The organism is Lentibacillus songyuanensis (genome assembly GCF_039548255.1).
Lineage (GTDB): Bacteria > Bacillota > Bacilli > Bacillales > Amphibacillaceae > Lentibacillus_C > Lentibacillus_C songyuanensis.
The window spans coordinates 1-15,426 of the sequence record NZ_JBCLVH010000011.1; the positions used below are offsets into that span (position 1 = coordinate 1).

Sequence of the window (15,426 nt, forward strand, 5' to 3'; positions counted from 1 at the left end):
GTAACCCAACTCGTCCATCAGTGGGAACTAGACAAGGCGCTATAGGCTTATATACGGCCCATTCTACAGCCATGGGTAATTTAGTTAAAAGCTTTAAATAAATTATACTCTGATTTTGGGGTTACGTTCTTGGGCTGTAGAACGTTACCTCAAAATCGGGGCCAGCAAGCGACAGCGCGGTAGCCCGAATAAAGTGTACAAAATGATAGTGCCTGAAATATTGGTATGAAAGCAGCGTCGAGAAAAACTTGACACATACCGTCATTGACAGCCATACCTTTATTACTTATAATTAAAACAATTGAATATTAAAAACGGGTTGACTTATAGAAGTATTTCTATGTCATGAAAAGGGAAGTTCGGTTAAAAGCCGACGCGGTACCGCCACTGTATATGTGAGTTTTCTATCGATATACCACTGTCGATTGATGGGAAGGTGATAGAAAATGAAGACCATGAGCCAGGATAACTGCCTGTTTTTGCACCATTCAACCTACGAGTATAGGAGGTGTGCCTACACATGAATACATTAAAATATACGTGTATATACGTACGTTTACATAATGTTGTTGACACATATTATTAGCTTACATCTCTCGGTTGAAGAGATGTATTTTTTTGCACAAATTTCTCAACTAAAAGGTGTAAAATACGAAACTATTAAGGGGAATAATGATGAATGAAAAACTATTAAAGCCATTCATGTTATTTTTTGCATTATTGTTGGTATTGGGCAATATTCTTGGTTTTCATCCAATAACTATAGAAGCTGCTTCTTTGGAAAGCGCTGTCACGGTTTCGGCACAAAACTATGAAGGGGAAGAAGTTTTGCCGTTAACAGCCGTAAGCTTTGATCCAGGAGATGATGCTTATGATGTTTTAAAAGCTGCAACAGATCAAAATAATATTGAACTAGAGACAAAGGAATATGGTAGTATGGGCCACTATATTACCAAAATAGGTGACGTCGAGGAGGATATGCCATACTATTGGTCATTCAATACACAGGGGGTATATTCGGATGTTGGCGTGTCTTCGTATAAAGTTAAAAATGGAGATAATTTAACATTTACTACTGTATCCATGGAAGATGGTATGAACGCCCCGACGATGACAGTTACCGTTTCAGCGGTAGATGGGGAGGACAATCCTGTTATTGACGAAACAGAAGTTGATTTAACGATAAGAAGTACAGCCTATGATGCATTATATCAAGCAGCTAAAGCACAAGATGTTGATCTTGATGTATCCGTAGACGAGGATTTATTTACGTTTATTAATAACATAGATGATACGGAACTAGCTGAAAACGATTATTGGAATTTAACTATTAATGGTGATGCCGCACAGAAAGGCGCTGTGCAAAGCAGGTTGGAAGACGGAGATACTGTTCAACTCGAAGTTCAATCGTTTGATGACGCTTCGGATTCAGATAATGGGGAGCAAGAAGAAAATGAAGAACCAAGTGAAGGGAATACTGACGAAAATTCACCAGATCAGGATATACCTAGTGATTCAGATGAAATAGATGAATCGGATAAATCATCAGATAATAAAGCAAATTATGATGTAACACAACATATGGATGATCTTTTTAACTATGTTGATCAGAATATTTCATTGGAATATGGAAGCGAATGGTGGATTTGGGGATTAGCACATACGGATTATCCAGTTCCTGATAGTTATATAGATTCTGTTAAAGAAAAAGTTAAAGAGGCAAATGGAGAATTTAGAAGTTTTGAATTGCAAAAGATTATTATTGCTTTATCGCTGCTCGGCGAGGATGTAACTGATTATGACCTTATTGATATATTAGTCGACGACGAAAACAACCCTTATCCAGGAATTAATGGTGATATTTATACCTTAATCGCGGTTGATAGTGGTCATTATGATGTACCAGAGGGATATAGAGAAAATCTAATTGAATCTATTCTTAAGCAAGAAAAGGATAATGGTGGATGGGCGCTTTTCGGAAGTGATCCTACAATTGATATTACGGCCATGGTGTTAGCTTCTCTTGCACCTTATCAGGATAATCCAGAGGTAAAAGCGGCGACTGACCGAGCAGTTAATTATCTTTCAGAGGAACAAGAGAATAATGGTGGTTTTTATGAAACATTTACCGGTGGAGATACGAGTGAGTCCATATCGCAAGTGATTGTTGCCTTAAGTTCATTAGGAATAGATCCAACAGGTGATCTGTTTACCAAAGATGGTGGAAATCTATTAGAACACTTAGCGGAATTCCAACAAGATGATGGTGGTTATTCGCATGTGCTCGATAGCAATTCCATGCCGATGTCATCTGAGCAGGCTTTACTTGCTTATGTCGCATATGAAAAATATAGTAATGATTCAGGTTTAGTATACCAACAACCTGTAATCGATAATGGCGCTGGTGAAGAGCCAGAAGAACCAGGTGATCAAACAAAACCGGATCCGAATCCAGAGGAACCAGGGAATCCATCAAAGCCTGATCCAAATCCGGAAGAACCAAAGGATCCAATTAAACCAGATCCAAATCCAGAGGAACCAGAGAATCCAACGAACCCGGATCCGAATCCAGAAAAACCAGGGAATTTAACAAATCCAAACGATAATGGTATCGATCGTGGTGATAACCAGGCTAACGATGATGATAATGATAATAATAATACCCTAGTACCAGCTTCAAACGATGATGGAACACCCGGAAGTGATTCTGGCAATAAATTACCAAATACAGCGACAACAATGTTCAATTATTTATTAATAGGGTTATTGTTCGTGATGGTGGGAGCGGTTCTCCTGGTTATCAAAAGAAGAAAATCTGCCAAGTTATAATTTATATGTTGGGTAACCCAGTGTTCATAGGGTTACCCAAAAAAGGGGCGTATTCTAGTGAAAAAGAGATTATTCATTTTTATCATGATTGGGATCTTTTTTGCGCTTTTAGTAAGCTGTGGGACAAGTAAGACTGGATCAGAGGCAGATAGCCATCATGTAACAAGTGAAGACAGCAGTCAGGAAAGCACAGCAAAATCGGTTGATAAAACGAATGATAAGAAGAAAAAGACAGCGGATTCCAAATCAGATGCACATACCTCTCATAAGCAAGATAAAAACGATGAAAATAAAAAAAGTGAAAGTGAAAGTAAATCCCATTCTAAATCTAGTTCATCATCCGAAAAGGATAGCAAAACGAATGATACAAAATCTTCTCATTCGTCCAGTAAAAGCAATAGTAATTCTGCTAGTTCTACTAAAGATAAGCAAGCGGGAAAACAAGAATCAAAACCGGCTTCAAAAAACACATCTAAAAAAGAAACGAAACAGGCTTCAAAGCAAAGTTCAAAGCAGGATACAAAAAAAGATTCCAAAAAGGATAAAAGTAAAAAACAGCCAGAAAAAACAAAGAAGACGCCTCCAAAAACAGTTACAGTTTCCGTTACAACTGGTGATGTCAAAGGGACTATCTTATCGGATACAAACGTTCCGATGAAAGATGGAGATATGGTGTTAGATGTCACGCGGAAGATTTTAAAGGAAAAAGGGATTCAAATTAGTGTTCGGGGATCGAAGGCATCTGCTTACGTGGAGGGAATCGACAATTTGTATGAGTTTGATGAGGGAGAACTGAGTGGCTGGCATATCCGGGTAAATGGAAAAATGATTGACCGAAGTGCAGGGATATGGCCAATTAAACCAGGGGACGCGATCAATTGGAACTATACTACGAACTATTTGGAGGACTCCGAGGATTGGTAAGAGGAATTCGTTCCTATCATCCATTTATTCTATTTCTCTATTATGTTCTGGTTATAGCTGGGCTGATGCTGTATCAGCACCCTATTTTCCTTCTGGTCGCATTGATTCTCATTATTTGGTTTAACTTTTTGCTTGATAAGGGACAGAGATTAAAAAAATGGTGTTGGGCTATTGTGCTCATGAGCTTGTTTATCCTTGTCCTAACACCAATCTTTAATCGGCGGGGCAACCATATCCTATTCTATTTATTTGATAATCCAGTTATGTTAGAAGCGATTATTCAAGGTGTGATGATTGCCTCGACGCTGGCAGGAATTTTAGCTCTGTTTGTTACCTTCAATATCGTCATACCCGCGGACAAATTTTTATATTTATTTTCCAGGGTCATTCCGCAATGGGCGCTTTTGATTATGCTTTCCATGAGATTTGTCCCGGTTTTGCAACGAAAAATAAAAGAAATGGAAATGATTCAGACCGTCAAGGGATTATCGCTAAAGCAAGGGTCGATTCCGAGACGTGCCAAAAATGGAATGCAATTAGTACAAATGCTACTAACGGGTTCGCTGGAAGATTCCATCCAGGCTGCAGACTCCATGACAGCACGAGGGTATGGCCTGCAGAAAAGAAGTAACTATCAGGCGTATGAGATGAAGCGAAGAGACTGGATAGCATTTGGTTATTTCATCGTTTTAAGTCTCATGTTGCTCTATGGTTGGCGGATAAATGCGGGGACACTCCAGCTGTTACCAGAGTTGGAAACGATCTGGAAGACGGAGTGGAAAAATATCTTTATGGTTATGTGGATATTTCTTATCGGCTTTCCTAATTTGGCAGAGGGAAAGGAAGTCATCAAGTGGAAATTTTATCAGCGAAAAATATCACGTTTGCCTACCCGGATGCACAAACAAGCGCGGTAACGAACATTAATTTTTCCGTCAATAAGGGGGAGTTTATTGTTCTTTGTGGACCATCCGGCAGTGGGAAATCAACACTTCTACAATTAATCAAGCATGATATCGCTCCTCACGGTAGGAGACATGGACATATTTTATATAAAGGAAAAGAACTGGAAAACCATCCCGCTGTCAAACGGGCAAAGGATATCGGGATGGTATTTCAGCATCCCGATCATCAAATCGTGATGGAAAATGTCATGGATGAACTCTTATTTGGGTTAGAGAATATTGGCTGCTCGACGGCTGAAATGCGTAAAAAGGTTGCTGAGATGGTACACTTTTTCGACTTAAACCATTTGTTGGCCAAAAAAACCCATGAATTATCTGGAGGAGAGAAGCAGCTTCTTAATCTTGCTTCTGTTCTACTCTTAGATCCAGAAGTTTTATTGCTTGATGAACCAACAGGGCAATTGGACCCGATTGCCTCCAGGGAGTTTTTCCATACATTAGAACGCGTAAACGATGAATTTGGTATTACCATTCTTGTCGTCGAGCATCAATTAGAAGAATTGTTTTCGATAGCAGATAAGGTGATGGTACTGGAAGGAGGTTATATTACCCATTTTGATGCACCCAAAGAGGTGATTCGTCAACTTTCCAGTCAATCTAACCTTCAACAATATTTGCCTATTACGTCGAAGGTTTATTTAAATTATAGTGATGAGGTACAGCCTGAATGTATCCCAGTAAATGTGAAAGGTACGAAACAATGGCTTGATCGGCAACAGATTATGGAAACGAATTTATCAGAACAACAGGCAGCTACAGTTAATGAAGATCATCATAAAGATTTTTTGCAACTAAAGGAAATTGATTTTCAATATGATCGATACACACCACTTGTCTTGAATAACCTGTCCATGTCGGTTGCCAGGGGAGAATGGCATGCCATCCTTGGCGCCAATGGCTCAGGAAAGTCGACCTTATTAAAGGTTATCAGTGGTATCGTCAAGCCGCAGCATGGATACGTAACGTTCAACGGAAAAAAACAAAAAAGAATCGATGCAGGTCAAATCGGATATCTTCCGCAAGACCCTGCTTTGTTTTTTGTTCAGGATAGCCTTATGAAAGAATACCGTTCCATTGCAGACGCTTTTGGAATGGAAAATGCAGAAACAGTTATTGAAACGTGGTTGGATAAATTTCAGTTTGCATCCTTCAAGGATCGTCATCCGTATGATTTGAGTGGTGGGGAACGGCAAAAAGCAGCGCTGATTGGCGCACTATTAGTTAACCCATCTATTTTACTCATTGATGAACCAACAAAAGGACTCGATCCCCAAGCAAAAGAAAAATTAGGTACCACCTTACAATCCCTGATGGAAGAGGGGATGACCATTATGATGGTAACACATGATGTGGAATTCGCCGCTTCCTATGCAACACGATGCAGTATGATTTTTCAAGGGGATATTACGGTAACAGAGAATACGAGACAATTTTTTCAGGAAAACATGTACTATACAACGGTTATGAATCGAATAACGCGAAAAATGGACGTTCCAACTGTCGTTACATTGCAGGAGGCAAAACGAAAATGGCGTTTACAAAAAAATATTTGATCGGATTAGCTATCTTACTTCTTATTGTGCTAATAGGGTTTACATTACTCAGCTCCCGTCATTATCTCATCTTTAGCTTATTGATTATGATCGCTTCATTTACACCATTTATGGCTCGATTTGCCAAGCAGAAATTGACAAGCAGAGAATTGGTGATGCTGGCCATTTTAGGAGCAATTGCGGCCGTGAGTCGTGTTCCATTTGCATCATTACCGAGTGTACAGCCAACCACATTTGTGATTATTGTAACGGCCATTGTATTAGGCCCACAAAGTGGTTTCGTTGTTGGTGTCTTAGCCGCCATTGTTTCCAATCTTTTTTTAGGGCAAGGACCATGGACACCGTGGCAAATGTACGCTTGGGGAATGATTGGGCTCATTGCCGGTCTGATGCGCAATCGATGGCTGATGAAACACATCGTTGGAAGATGCATCTATGGGTTTGTCATGGGATTTATCTTCGGGTGGTTTATGAACTTGTGGGTTGTTCTTGGCTTGATGCAGGAATTTAACTGGGCAGAACTGCTTGCCTATTATAGTGCCAGCTTTTGGTTTGACCTTGCCCATGGGCTGTCAAATGTGTTCTTTCTGGCATTGTTTAGTACGTCGTGGATTCGGATAATAGAGCGGTTTCAGCGGAAGTATGGGCTGTTTGTTAAAGAAAACCCATGATTCATCAGCCGGCTTGGTACAAATAGCTACGCTTACGTTGATTATAACCATTGTCGTTCCTAAACCAAAAGAAGTAACCGCCCTCCTCAAGGACAAGATTACTTCTCTTTGGTTAGACATAATAAACTGGCTAACTGCTTCATCCGATGGAGGCTGCTGAAAAATGAAATAGACACGCATCCCACACATTTCGTATTTGCTGGCGCACGATACGGGCCGGCGCTCGCACGTTTTCGGGCCGGTTCCCGCACGATTTGGCCGTATTCCCGCACGATTCGGGTTAGTTCCCGCACGATACGGGTCAGCTCCCGCACGATTTGGTCGTATTCCCGCACGTTTCGGATTAGTTCCCGCACGATTTGGCCCGGTTCCCGCACGATTCGGGTTAGTTCCCGCACGATTTGGCCGTATTCCCGCACGATTCGGGTCAGTTCCCGCACGATTCGGCCGCATCCCCGCACGATACGGGTCGGCGCTCGCACGTTTCCGGCCCGGCCCTCTTCCAAACGATTACGAAAGGAACTTTTTCAGTGGTCTCCTATCGGTGCGGGGGAGAAAAGGAAACCACCACTGAATGAAGTTTCACTTTATCCTGTCAAGTTTAATTACAAATTCCGTAACCTCGCCGAGCCTCTAAATCAGTCCTAACACCGTACGTGAGATGTTCATGCTATGATGATAAACCTGCATGAGCTGGTTGACGATGTCCAGGTAAACGGCGCTGATGTCTGGGTTATGTTCTTGTTTGGTGATCAGGTTGTTAAAGTGTTCGAATTTCGCGTCCTTTTCAAATTGGTTGATGGTCGACTGGGTTTGGATGTTTTTCCGTGCTATTTTCCGGTCATCTTCCTTAAATGCTGTTAATGAGTCTGCATAAGATTGTTCGATATATCCGAGCAATTCGGTTAGTTGGCCTTGATCCTTTCCGCTTAATGAAATATTCTTTTCACTAACTTTCTCCGCTTTACTAATAAACCGGATGACAATGTCGCCAATGTGTTCAATATCATTCAAAATGTTTAACAGCTTCACTTCTTCGTTGGACTGGGTGCTTGATAAGTCGCGCTGTCCAAGCTTTAACAGGTATTGCTGTATCTGGACATACGAGGCATCAATCGTTTGTTCCACTTTGTCAATGTCTTCTTTCGTAACGGTGCCATCAATGTATCCTTTTAACTGATTAATCATATTTTCCCGGACCATTTCCGCCAATCGGAAAATCTCATCCTTGCTGCTAATTAACGCTTCTTCCGGTACGGCTAACAGCCCCTCGTCCAGCCGAATTTGAAATTCAGGTACCGCTGACTGCTGCGGGAAAATCCGTTTGAATAGTTGGGCAATCCATGGTAAGAATGGGAAGAACAACATAGCAATCGCAATATTAAATATGGTATGAAAGTGGGCAATTTGCCGCTCGGGATCGCCGGGTAATAGATCTACCCACCCTGTTATAAACGAAAGCAGCGACATGGCGATGATGACGCCGATGCCTTTAAATAAAAAATAAAATATGGCCAGTTTTTTTCCTTCCAATTGCGAGGATAAACTGGAGACGACCACAGGCAGGGTTGCCCCAACATTTGCCCCGAGAACGAGTGGTAAAACAGCTGGCAGTGTAAGCACACCTGAAGTGACAAAAGCAATTCCGATAATAATCATCGCGGCACTGCTATGCATGAGTGCGGTGAAAACCATGCCAATGAGCGCGAATAAAATTGGTTTATCTGATAGCGTAACCAGAAAGTGCAGGACATTGGCATTTTCGCTCAACGGTTCCAGGGAAGACGTGATTACACCGATCCCAAAGAAAATAAAGCCAATGCTGAGTGCAATTTGGCCGATCGATTTCCAGATATTTTTGTTCAAGAAAATAATGGAAATAGCTCCCAAAAAAATGAATATGGATGCATACTTTGCTACATCAAACGTTAAAATTTGTACCGTAAGCGTTGTCCCAATCGCAGATCCAAGCACAATACCAAATGCTTGCGACAGCGTGATGATCGAGCCGCTTACTAAGCCGACTACCAGAATGTTTGTGACCGTGCTGCTTTGCAGGAAAAATGTCACACCAATTCCGCTTAAAATGCCCTTCCATCGTGTATTTGTCATGGCAGCGAGGGACTTGCGCATTTTCGATGCCCCGACTTTTTGCAAGCCGTTACTTAATAGATGCGTGCCATAAAGGAAGATCCCTAAGCCGCCAAAAAATCCTAATATACTAGCTAACATTATAATTCCTCTTTCTATCTAATACTCCTTAATTGCTATGTGGTTTGCAAGATGGAAACAATTGCCGTTTCAAAGCGTAGAAGATGTTATTTCGCGATTATATCTCATCGTTGGATTTCGATAGCGTACGTTTCCCTGGCCGAACCATCTGCGTGCCGCCCGAAAACGTGCGATTGTGGTTCCGAACTGGGTTGTTGCCGCCCGAAAACGTGCGATTGTAGTTCCGAACTGGGTTGTTGCCGCCCGAGAAACGCGATTGTGTCTCGAAATTGGCCATATGCCGCCCGAAAAAGTATGACGTGGCCCAAAATCAATCAGTTTTCGCTCGAGATTAATAGATTCTCTCCTGAGTCGGTGCAGTACCATCACGAAAAAATGGACAACCTCCCCAAACATGCTCGTAACTTTCCTAAAATAAGGATTGCTCCACCACTCGCATGCCAATCACTGATACACCTCAATGGCATCTTTATAGGTTCGTGCCGCATTAACCAAATGGTCCCCGATCCGTTCCAAAAACCGGCTAATAATAACCATCTTCAATCTACTCTCGGTTAACTGCTCATCTTCATTAATTAAATCTACCAAATCCTGGTAAGTCTCTTTGTTTAAATGATTAACATAGGCATCATGTGACATAACGTCATGAAGCTTTTCGGCATTATCATCCTGAATGCCGGCTGTCAGCCAGGTCATCATGTCTTTTTCATAATCAAAAAATGATCGAATCATTGGGCGTAGGATGTTTGTGTCGATGACATCGCTAATCGTAATAATATTGGTTAATTGATCACCAACCCGCTCCAGTTCGCGAATGATCCGGCTCATGGCAAACAACCATTTGATTGCGGATGTGTCCAATTGCTCCAGTGAAATAATTTCTAAAATATATTTTTCTACTTTCTTTTCGTTAGAATCAATGTAGTCTTCGTTTTCTAAAATAAACGCCTTATTGTCATTTGTTGGTTTGACCAAATACGTATCAAAGTGCTCCATCATTTGCTGCAGGTTATCCAATACTTCCAAAACAAGCTGTTGAATCTGCCCGCGTTTATGATCGTAGTAATTGTCTCGGATCAGCATTATTTCACCCCTTTGCTAAATTGATAGAGAGAATCCAGATCATTATACGAAAAATGCTGAATCAATGTATTCCCATCTTACAAGCATATGAAACCAAATAAAAAAATATGACCCACAAAACGCGCTTTCCAAACAAGGAAAGTTCGGTGTGGATCTCCATGGCCCAATTCGTTATTTGTGATGAAAGTATCTAATATTAAACCATATTTTGAAAGCGTTGTCAAATATGCGAAACGTGATTGGTTTTTCTCCTGTGATGATTATTGACGGGATAATTACTTCGTCCAAGAAAAAGTGAACTGGAGACAAAGTTGATCGAGTTGGTCAAGAAGTCGATCGAGTCAGCATGAAAGTTGATCATGGGACGAGAAGTTCAATCGCTTTTTTGTGGCAGGGTACTTGACTTGTCCCCACATTAACGTGAATACGATGCATAGTAATAAATTATGAAAGTCTTCACAAATATGATGCAGCCTTTTGGGGGCTAGGCATATCAGTTTTACAGTAGAAGAGAGGGATTGGATGGTTCGTTATCGTTTAGTAGCGATTGATTTAGATGAAACACTGCTTTCGTTCGATAAACGGATTTCTGCCAAAAATAAGAAATGGATCAATCGGGCAATACAGGCGGGAGTTATGGTGGTCTTCACCACTGGCAGGGGTAGGCAACGGGTTGGGAAGTATCAAAAAACATTAGGATTGCATGCGCCCATAGTATTGGTGAATGGAGCAGAGGTATGGGGGGAATCAGGTGAATTACTGGAACGATCGATTATTCCTATAAATGATATTCGCGCCTTGCACCAACTTGCAGGATCATATGACGCAAATTTTTGGGGATATCATGTGGATGGTCTGGTTGGAAAGCGCCACTGGACAAAGGAAATGCTTACAAAGGATTGGCTTAAATTTGGCATGCGGCATCGTGATGTACATATTTTAGAAAAAATCAGGGAACAGGTACAGACTTTGCCGGCGATAGAAATGACGAGTTCTTCTTCAACGAATATTGAGATTGGTCCAAAAGGAAAAACGAAAGAATCTGGTATCCGAAAAGTTTGTGCGCATACAGGGATAACGATGGAAGAGGTAATGGCGATCGGGGATAATATGAACGATTTCCGTTTAATAAAAGCTGCGGGATTTGGTGTGGCGATGGGAAACGCAACAAAGCAATTAAAGGAAGTGGCAGATGCGGTGACCGATTCGAATGATAAAAGCGGGGTAGCAAAGGCAATCAAGAAATATGTGCTTTAGCCTGCTAAATCCTGTGGCTGTAGGACTACCACTTCAAGTTTTGAGATCACTGAAAAAATACCTTTCATAATCGTTTAGAAGAAAACGGGCTGAAACGTGCGAGAGCAGGCCTGGAACGTGCGGGAACAAGTCCAAAACGTGCGACAGCAGACCAGAAACGTGCGGGAACAAGTCCAAAACGTGCGACAGCAGGCCTGAGACGTGCGATAACAAGTCCGAAACGTGCGAGAGCAGGCCTGAAACGTGCGATAACAAGTCCGAAACGTGCGGGAGCAGGCCTGAAACGTGCGAGAGCAGGCTTGAAACGTGCGACAGCAGACTGTACAAATGACTTAAGTTCAGTCAAACTTTTTCCTGCAAAAACAAGCGATCACCTATTATTGATCCCACGTTGCAAATAAATCATTTCGTTGGCGAGGTTTTGAATTCGCTTGGCAACAGTACGATCAATAATTTCCTCACTTTCTTCGTTAAAGGCATCATTTTGGATAAAGACATTCCCTGTTGGCACTAATCCTTTTAGATAAGATAGGATCGGCTTTAATTGATATTCTGGTACAAGGAAATGTTTGTTGGACCAGCCTGTGGCTACGATTCCGGTTACTTTATATTTGAAAGCATTCTCGGGGAAAAGGTCTAACAGGTTTTTTAATGCACCAGAAATGGATGCTTGATAAATAGGGGTGCCAAATACCAGGAAATCGGCAGACGCTATCGTATTCACGACATCCCACGTATCCTCGTTATAATCAACTAAAGGAGCACCAACCGAAAACTCCACCTCGTAATCCCTTAAGTCAATCAATTTTGTCTGTATGGATGGGTCGATTAATTTAGCCGCGACCAACACATCGTTGACAGCAAGCGATGTTTTTTCACCGGCCAACGCTCCTGAAATTCCGACAAGTTTCAATAGGATAACCTCTTTTCTATATAGAACCATTTGCTTTTATGGCTTATTCATGATTGGAGTGCCCGATCAGTGGTTTAAGTCTTATGCATCTAGCTATGTTTGCTGGATGTATCGTTCCATGTGAAGCCTATCCTATCGGCAACTTTAATTCAACCAATTTGCTTGGAAATGACTTGGATGTGTGCGGAGCGGGTTATTTCTGGTACCGGGTATTTTGCATGATTTATGATTGTATGTATGTGAAAATAGATCGGATAGCTTGTAAAGTAGATCGGTAAGGTACAAAGTTGATCAAGCCGACCAGAAAGTAGATCGAGCGCACAGCGAACCAATCATGCTTGACAGCAGGGTGTTTTCGTTGGTTCCGGATAAGTTGCTTGTCCCGCCTGAAATGACCTTCTGTTCCATTCTGTTTGTAAAAAAGTTGGACATTTCACAAGCTATAGAAAAAAACAGTACCTTCTACCCCTTTCGAAATGGCAGGTATTTACCATATAATATAGATAGAATTAATAAAATAGTTTTGCAAAGTAGCTGTGAAAAAGAGAGAGAACAGCTTTTGCGTAACTGGGACAAGAGACCGTGCCCAAGAGGAACTGATCTTATGTTCTGTAAGGTATTTGGGGGTGTTGGTTTATATGAAGGTTTTGCATGTGGGTGGTTTACTGAAGGGGATTAGGAATACGAAGGATCGTTTATATAGGTTGGAAGATCAGGTGAAACAACTGCAGGAGCGGGTAAAGGCGGTTGTGATGCTGGATGATTCCTTTCGTGGGAAGGGTGCGCAGGCAATTCGTTCGTTTTATGAGGAACTACATCTGCCTTTTTTGTTGTTTCTGGAAAGGTTTATTGTGGATTATCGGGATGTGTTGCACCGCATGGAGAGTCGGCTGCTGGATCTGGAACCCGATGAAGATGGTTATATCCATCAACAGTTTTTGGAGGGTGATTTGGTAGACGGGTTGAAAAAGGCGGAGCAAGTGACCATTCATTTGACCGATGAAACGAATGCGTTACTTAAGTCGGTAAAAGATATCGTTTCGCTTCCTTATGTAGATGATGAAGAATTCCTGTTTACATTAACGCAAGGAAGAAGTCAGATTTATGAAGCGGTTGAAAAGCTGCATGCCTATGATACCGATCAAACGGCCATGATGGAAAATATTGAAAATGACGTTCAGGTCATGAAGCAATATGTAGCAAAAATAAATGAAAAGCATGTGAGCGGGGATCTTCGTGTTGCGGGTTATTCCGCCAAGCAGCTCGCTGGTGTGGATGCGTATGACCAATTGTTGAAGGGCATACAAGGGATGAATCAGAATTATGAGTTCTCCTCGGAAACAGCTGCGCCTAGTGATTCGAGCGGACCATTGCCGCGCATTGCGCCAGTGCAGGGAGCAACAGTGAGATATGTGCAGCGAAAATGGGAGAAACGGACGGTTGGATATGGGTTTCGGATGATGCGGTCACTTTAGGAATCTTGTTAGGCAAATAGGGAGATTTAATTGAGACCTACTTGGTCGAAAGCGGGCAGGAGCAGCGTCGAAACGTGCGGGCGCCGCGCCGAAACATGCGAGAACTGTACAGAAACGTGCGAGAGCAGCGCCGAAACGTGCGGGAACTGTGTCAAGATGGACCTGTGTCGCGTCAAGACGGGTCGAATCCTGAGTCTAAAACGGGGAGAGCAAGTCAATTTCACTTATTCAGCAGCCTTATTGAATTATCTCCTTTTTTTCAAGTGGGACTACGAATCTGTCTGAATCGTCGTCATTTGGGAAGGAAAGGCAGGCATTGTCACGTCCTGTGGCGATGCCTGCACAAGATTCTTTAAGTTTATTGGCCTCCACTAAGTGAAGTTTCACTTTATGGGTCCACAGGCCAGTCTGTCACCAGCATCTCCTGCTGGTTGTGATTTTCCATCATCAGCACCTTCATGAATGACGAGAGAGGTCCCGTCATTACGTAAAAGAGAGTTCTTTTCACCCTTTTTTAACGTGACATTTTTTACAAGAAATGATTGTTTTACGGTGCCATCTTCTCCAACTTCAATATTTGGCATGTCTCCAGCGTGCGGCCCGTCTGAGGCATCGAACCCATGTTTCGTATCATCAGGATTGAAATGCCCTCCCGCTGATTCGAAGGCTGGTGCTTCGCATTGGCCTTTCTCATGTATATGAAAAGCGTGGGTGCCTTTTGGGAGATTTTCGCCTTCAAGTGTAATTTCCACTCCATCCGAGTCTTGCGTTAATGTCGCGGTACCAACTGATTCATCTTCCCCATTATTCAAGTCAACTTGAACCTTTTGCGCATCCTTGTCTTGTTGAGTAGCCGTTTCCTCTTTATCCGTGGTGTCCTTCTTGTTGCTATTATCCTTATCTGCGTTCCCGCTGCATGCCGTTAAAACAATTGCAATAGTTAATAGAAATAGCATGAAAATCCTGCGTGTCATTATATTGCTCCTTTCCGATTCAAGGTTACTATCATAATTAACGTAAATGAGGCCGGGTAAACCAGTTGAGAAGGAAATCATTCTTAAGTACCAAGGATTAAAAAGCAGTATATGAACAAACGTCTCTCTATCTCGCACTGTTTGTTGATAGAAGGGGCGGGAGCATATCAAATTTGATAGAGGTTCCGATTAGAACGGTTGAGAGCACCATTAAATTTGGAAGTCGCACGCTAGGTTTGATAGAAAGTAAAAGTGTTAATAATGAAGGGAACTATTGAACTTGCAAAAAGGAATGCATTATCCAACACGAATGTTCATTCATGATACAATTAATGAAGCATACCAACAGTTACTAGGGGTGAGATACTTGGATGAAAAGGTAGATAATGAAGTACAGGAAAAGTTAATGGATGCATTGGCGGGGTTAAAAGAGATGCAAAGGGATATGGAAGATAAGCGGGATAAAACGCTTTGACAAAAAATTGAGTTCCTTTTACGCTCAATGATGGATTGAATAAATATACGAAATATGAACTGGATGAAATCAGGA

The 15,426-nt window shown here is 41.8% G+C and carries 13 protein-coding genes and 1 riboswitch; of the genes, 8 read left to right on the forward strand and 5 right to left on the reverse strand.

All coding sequences use genetic code 11. From position 1 onward, the window contains the following. Window positions 1–299: 299 nt before the first annotated feature. Window positions 300–491, forward strand: a riboswitch (cobalamin riboswitch). 181 nt (window positions 492–672) lie between these two features. The 5 genes from WMZ97_RS11960 to WMZ97_RS11980 are packed head-to-tail and all read left to right on the forward strand — an operon-like array spanning window position 673 to window position 6,942. Then, a complete protein-coding gene (locus WMZ97_RS11960) occupies window positions 673–2,829 on the forward strand; it encodes a DUF4430 domain-containing protein (RefSeq protein WP_343272324.1) in 2,157 nt (718 codons plus the stop codon). A gap of 57 nt (window positions 2,830–2,886) precedes the next feature. Next, window positions 2,887–3,753 carry a DUF4430 domain-containing protein gene (locus tag WMZ97_RS11965; RefSeq protein ID WP_343272325.1) on the forward strand — a complete coding sequence of 289 codons (867 nt, stop codon included), beginning with the start codon at window positions 2,887–2,889 and terminating at the stop codon, window positions 3,751–3,753. Beyond that, entirely contained in the window at window positions 3,747–4,670 is a 924-nt protein-coding gene (locus WMZ97_RS11970; protein ID WP_343272326.1) for an energy-coupling factor transporter transmembrane component T, read from the forward strand. Before WMZ97_RS11965 ends, WMZ97_RS11970 begins: the two co-directional genes overlap by 7 nt. After that, a complete protein-coding gene (locus WMZ97_RS11975; RefSeq protein WP_343272327.1) occupies window positions 4,607–6,271 on the forward strand; it encodes an ABC transporter ATP-binding protein in 1,665 nt (554 codons plus the stop codon). Before WMZ97_RS11970 ends, WMZ97_RS11975 begins: the two co-directional genes overlap by 64 nt. Continuing rightward, entirely contained in the window at window positions 6,247–6,942 is a 696-nt protein-coding gene (locus WMZ97_RS11980; RefSeq protein WP_343272328.1) for an ECF transporter S component, read from the forward strand. Before WMZ97_RS11975 ends, WMZ97_RS11980 begins: the two co-directional genes overlap by 25 nt. Here WMZ97_RS11980 and WMZ97_RS11985 read toward each other — a convergent pair. From WMZ97_RS11985 to WMZ97_RS11995, 3 genes are all read right to left on the reverse strand, one after another. After that, complete coding sequence (locus tag WMZ97_RS11985; RefSeq protein WP_343272329.1) at window positions 6,844–7,395, reverse strand: ribosomal eL19 family protein; 552 nt, start codon at window positions 7,393–7,395, stop codon at window positions 6,844–6,846. The two genes, WMZ97_RS11980 and WMZ97_RS11985, sit on opposite strands and share 99 nt — an antisense overlap. Before the next feature lie 180 nt (window positions 7,396–7,575). Then, on the reverse strand, window positions 7,576–9,174 hold the full coding sequence (locus WMZ97_RS11990; RefSeq protein ID WP_343272330.1) for a Na/Pi cotransporter family protein: 1,599 nt from the start codon (window positions 9,172–9,174) through the stop codon (window positions 7,576–7,578). Window positions 9,175–9,618: 444 nt separating this feature from the next. Then, window positions 9,619–10,257 carry a phosphate signaling complex PhoU family protein gene (locus WMZ97_RS11995; RefSeq protein ID WP_343272331.1) on the reverse strand — a complete coding sequence of 213 codons (639 nt, stop codon included), beginning with the start codon at window positions 10,255–10,257 and terminating at the stop codon, window positions 9,619–9,621. 522 nt (window positions 10,258–10,779) lie between these two features. Here WMZ97_RS11995 and WMZ97_RS12000 point away from each other — a divergent pair. Then, window positions 10,780–11,514: a Cof-type HAD-IIB family hydrolase gene (locus WMZ97_RS12000; RefSeq protein WP_343272332.1), complete on the forward strand. Its 735-nt coding sequence runs from the start codon at window positions 10,780–10,782 to the stop codon at window positions 11,512–11,514. Between the two features lie 370 nt (window positions 11,515–11,884). Here WMZ97_RS12000 and WMZ97_RS12005 read toward each other — a convergent pair whose 3' ends face one another. Further along, window positions 11,885–12,427 (reverse strand): NADPH-dependent FMN reductase, encoded by a 543-nt coding sequence (locus tag WMZ97_RS12005; protein ID WP_343272333.1) that lies wholly within the window; start codon window positions 12,425–12,427, stop codon window positions 11,885–11,887. 638 nt (window positions 12,428–13,065) lie between these two features. On the opposite strand from WMZ97_RS12005, the gene WMZ97_RS12010 reads away from it, so the two are divergent. After that, window positions 13,066–13,902, forward strand: a complete 837-nt coding sequence (locus tag WMZ97_RS12010) for a ribonuclease YeeF family protein (RefSeq protein WP_343272334.1) — start codon at window positions 13,066–13,068, stop codon at window positions 13,900–13,902. Between the two features lie 383 nt (window positions 13,903–14,285). On the opposite strand, the gene WMZ97_RS12015 is transcribed toward WMZ97_RS12010, so the two are convergent. Then, window positions 14,286–14,876, reverse strand: a complete 591-nt coding sequence (locus tag WMZ97_RS12015; RefSeq protein ID WP_343272335.1) for a superoxide dismutase family protein — start codon at window positions 14,874–14,876, stop codon at window positions 14,286–14,288. A gap of 274 nt (window positions 14,877–15,150) precedes the next feature. Here WMZ97_RS12015 and WMZ97_RS12020 point away from each other — a divergent pair, with 274 nt between their 5' ends. Next, the gene (locus WMZ97_RS12020) at window positions 15,151–15,351 is read left to right on the forward strand and encodes a hypothetical protein (RefSeq protein ID WP_343272336.1); all 201 of its coding nucleotides are present in this window, start codon (window positions 15,151–15,153) and stop codon (window positions 15,349–15,351) included. The last annotated feature ends 75 nt before the right edge of the window (window positions 15,352–15,426 follow it).

Bases quoted from the DNA above. Each gene is read 5' to 3' on its own strand.
- WMZ97_RS11960 (WP_343272324.1), top strand. From the start codon at position 673: ATGATGAATGAAAAACTATTAAAGCCATTCATGTTATTTTTTGCATTA.
- WMZ97_RS11980 (WP_343272328.1), top strand. From the start codon at position 6,247: ATGGCGTTTACAAAAAAATATTTGATCGGATTAGCTATCTTACTTCTT.
- WMZ97_RS11985 (WP_343272329.1), bottom strand. From the start codon at position 7,395: ATGCGGCCGAATCGTGCGGGAACTGACCCGAATCGTGCGGGAATACGG.
- WMZ97_RS11990 (WP_343272330.1), bottom strand. From the start codon at position 9,174: ATGTTAGCTAGTATATTAGGATTTTTTGGCGGCTTAGGGATCTTCCTT.
- WMZ97_RS11995 (WP_343272331.1), bottom strand. From the start codon at position 10,257: ATGCTGATCCGAGACAATTACTACGATCATAAACGCGGGCAGATTCAA.
- WMZ97_RS12000 (WP_343272332.1), top strand. From the start codon at position 10,780: ATGGTTCGTTATCGTTTAGTAGCGATTGATTTAGATGAAACACTGCTT.
- WMZ97_RS12010 (WP_343272334.1), top strand. From the start codon at position 13,066: ATGAAGGTTTTGCATGTGGGTGGTTTACTGAAGGGGATTAGGAATACG.
- WMZ97_RS12015 (WP_343272335.1), bottom strand. From the start codon at position 14,876: ATGACACGCAGGATTTTCATGCTATTTCTATTAACTATTGCAATTGTT.